This is a genomic window from Nostoc sp. (genome assembly GCF_054880495.1).
This window is the reverse complement of sequence record NZ_JBTYKD010000215.1, coordinates 1-3632: the sequence shown is the minus strand read 5'-3', so window position 1 is coordinate 3632 and position 3632 is coordinate 1. Positions and strand designations below refer to the sequence as shown.

Sequence of the window (3632 nt, the reverse complement as noted above, 5' to 3'; positions counted from 1 at the left end):
TTAATCATACTATGGCGAAGCCATTTAAATGGACTTATAAAGGCAAGGTATTAGCTGTTTAATGGGTGCGCTATTTCCGCCGTGCTGTACTAGTATGTTTGCTAAACAACTAGATTTTTCATTTGTTGGCTTACGAATTTTTAACGTATTTGGCCATAGACAAGTTCCTGATTCAAGCTACTCTGGCGTAATTTCCCGATTTGTTGATGTTATGCAACGTGGCTTACCAATTACTATTTATGGCGATGGAAATCAAACCAGAGACTTTATTTATGTTAAAGACGTAGTGAGGGCTTTTTCTCAAGCATTCAAAGCAAATCTTACCCCTGGTTCATCCTTAATTTGTAACTTAGGAACTGGAAAATCTACTTCTTTAGTGCAGTTAATAGATATTCTCAAAAATCATTTTCCGCAATGGCAATCAGAAATTAATTTCGCGTCTCCTCGTGCAGGAGATATTCAACATTCACAAGCTGATATTTCCAGGATATCTTCATGTCTAAACTTCCAACCTCAGTGGTCAGCAGAGTCGGCTATTAATTTTTTTATTGCATCATTTTTGAGCAACAACGATAATTATTCAAAACCACGGTTGACTTTATCTGCTTAAGAGGATGTTTGAAAAGTCCTCTTGTTAGTAGGAAAACTTTCTAGATCCCCCTAAATCCCCCGATAAATTGGGGGACTTTAATTCCGATTCCCCCCTTTTTAAGGCAGGGCTGATTCATTCCATTTCAAATAGGATTTGTCAAGATGGTTAGCGAGAAAATTGTAAGTAAGGGTGACGAAGAGATGAACATTTAAACACTGAAATATCAGTAAAATAGTTTGTTTCATCGGCACGCTGGTAACAAAATAACTAATTTTTAATCGCTAGAACCCTTGATTTTTAAAGCTCTTTGGGGAATGAATCAGCCCTGCCTTTTTAAGGGGGGTTAGGGGAATCGACAAGTGCCTAAAATCACAGTTAACTACTTTTCAAACGACCTCTAATATTTAGAAAATGAAAATTGCGTTGTCAATAACAAAATCATCAAATATTTCAGTAAAAATGAAGCAGTTATCTAAATTTATCGAACTAGATTATCAGGAAAAACAACTTTTAACTAACACTTTTCTTCTATTAATATTAGTCAGATTAGGTTTGTGGTTGCTGTCATTCAAAACCTTGCAGCAACTTCTCTCAAGCATTAGTAATGCCAAACCTAAATACCAAGTCTCTATTGACAAAATTATCTGGGCTGTTGAAGTGAGCAGTCATTATATGCCTGGTGTCAAGTGTCTGGCGCGTGCCTTGACTTGCCAGTTATTCATAAGTCGCCACGGTTATACATCTAATCTCTGCATTGGTGTTGCCAAAGGTCAAGAAGGAGAGTTAAAGGCTCATGCGTGGTTAGAAAATCAGGGACAGGTTGTAATTGGGGATGTTGCAGACCTTTCTAATTTTAGCCAACTGGCATCTTTTGCAAAAGAGCATTTTTAAAAATATGAAACCAGGCAAAAGTTTAAGATATAAAATCCAGCAAAGCTTACGAATTCTGCCTGCGTTGCGCTTAGTTTGGAACAGTAGTCCTCGTTTGACTATTGCTTTGGTTGCACTTTTGGTTATTCAAGGTTTATTGCCTCTACTCTCTCTTTACCTCACCAAACTCATCGTAGATATAGCAACCGCCAGTGTTAATGTTGCCGACAAAGGAGCCGCCTTTAATCAAGTATTACTTTTGATTGTCTTCTTTGTTGCTATCACCCTAGTAACTAACCTGTGTTCTTCCCTGACTGAACTGGTGTATGCCGCCCAATCTCAGCAACTCACTGACTATATGCAAAACATCCTCGATGCTAAATCAATTGAGGTAGACCTAGAATATTATGAAAACTCTGAATATTATGATGCCTTGCAGCGAGCGCAAAAAGAAGCTTCTTCTCGACCAGGGCAAATCCTACATCGTTTGGCATGGCTATGCTTGAGTAGTATCTCTTTGGTGGCGATGCTGGGGTTACTACTGTCATTGCATTGGGGAATAGGAGTTATCTTATTTGTTGCCGCGATTCCGGCCCTGGTAGTGCGGGTGAAATACTCCGGTATCATGTATCATTGGCAGCGTCAGAAGACAGCCCAGGAACGCCAAGCAGGCTACTTGAGTCGGATACTGACTACAGAGCAACACGCTAAAGAAATTCGCTTGTTTGATTTGGGTTCTTTCTTTAGTCAGTGGTATGTGCGTGTGCGGCGGCAACTATATCAGGAAAACATAGCCATGACCAAAAGACAGTCTGTGGCTAATTTTGGTGCCCAAACAACGGCGACAACTTTAGTTTTTACTGCCTATGGTTTCATTATTTATCAAACCATGCAAGGCACTATCCGCTTTGGTGACTTAGTACTCTATTACCAGGCATTGCAACGAGGACAAAATGACCTGAAAAGTCTCTTGGGTGGTTTGTCTGGTCTATATGAAGACAACCTATTTCTCGCTAACTTATATGAATTCCTAGACCTGAAACCAAAGGTTGTAGAACCGTCAAATCCGAAACCTCTTCCCATACCAATGCAAAATGGTATTGTGTTTAATCATGTCAGCTTTCAATATGCAACTACGAAGCGTCAGGCACTTCAAGATATTAATCTGACTATTCGCCCAGGGGAAGTGGTGGCTTTGGTAGGAGAAAACGGCTCCGGTAAGACTACTTTAATTAAGCTTTTGTGTCGCTTATACGATCCGACTTTTGGTAGCATTACCATTGATAGCATAGATTTACGCCAATTTGAAATTGCTGGCCTCCGCCGTCAAATTAGTGTGATTTTTCAAGACTATACGAAATATCATCTGACTGCTAAAGAAAATATTTGGTTGGCAAATATCAACCTGCCATTCAACTACGAAAAAATCACTGCCGCGGCCCGTCGTTCCGGTGCTGATGATGTCATTAGCAAGCTACCTCAAGGTTACGATACCATACTGGGTAAATTGTTTGAACAAGGGGAAGAATTGAGCATCGGTCAGTGGCAAAAAATCGCTTTGGCAAGGGCATTTTTGCGAGATTCACAGTTAATCGTGTTAGATGAACCAACTAGCGCTCTAGACCCTAAGGCCGAAGAAGAGGTGTTTCAGAATTTCCGCCAACTCATCAAAAATCAAGCTGCTATCCTCATCAGTCATCGCTTATCAACCGTCAGAATGGCTGACTGCATCTATGTGATGGCAAACGGTTCAATTGTTGAAAGCGGTACCCATGAGGAACTGATAAATATGGGTGGTAGCTATGCACACTTGTTTCAAACCCAAGCCCAACACTATAAGTAATTTATGATTACCTTAAACAAGCCTATTACTCAATTGCCAACAAAGGTTAGCCGTCCAGAAATTGAGCTACTTCTGTGTTGTACCCGAACTCACATAGACCCTGAAACAGCAGAGCGAATTAATACCATACTCCAGCAAGACATAGACTGGGCATATCTCCTGCAAATAGCAGATCGTCATAGGACGATACCACTCCTGTACCAGAGCTTCAAGACGACGTGGAGAGAAGCTATTCCCAAAACAGTATTAACTCAGCTTCAGAATTATTATCACACTAATGCTAGTCGCAACTTATTTTTGAGTCACGAACTGCTTAACCTTCTTAAG

4 protein-coding genes are annotated in these 3632 nt (G+C 40.3%); all 4 read left to right on the top strand.

From position 1 onward, the window contains the following. Positions 1–94 precede the first annotated feature (94 nt). A complete protein-coding gene (locus ACYTXL_RS19770) occupies positions 95–610 on the top strand; it encodes an NAD-dependent epimerase/dehydratase family protein (RefSeq protein ID WP_461926230.1) in 516 nt (171 codons plus the stop codon). Positions 611–1051: 441 nt separating this feature from the next. Further along, on the top strand, positions 1052–1483 hold the full coding sequence (locus ACYTXL_RS19765) for a lasso peptide biosynthesis B2 protein (protein ID WP_461926229.1): 432 nt from the start codon (positions 1052–1054) through the stop codon (positions 1481–1483). A 4-nt stretch (positions 1484–1487) separates the two neighbouring features. Beyond that, positions 1488–3305, top strand: a complete 1818-nt coding sequence (locus tag ACYTXL_RS19760; protein WP_461926228.1) for an ABC transporter ATP-binding protein — start codon at positions 1488–1490, stop codon at positions 3303–3305. A 3-nt stretch (positions 3306–3308) separates the two neighbouring features. Then, positions 3309–3632 (top strand): nucleotidyltransferase family protein (locus ACYTXL_RS19755; protein ID WP_461926227.1); only part of this gene is annotated, 324 nt, incomplete at its 3' end.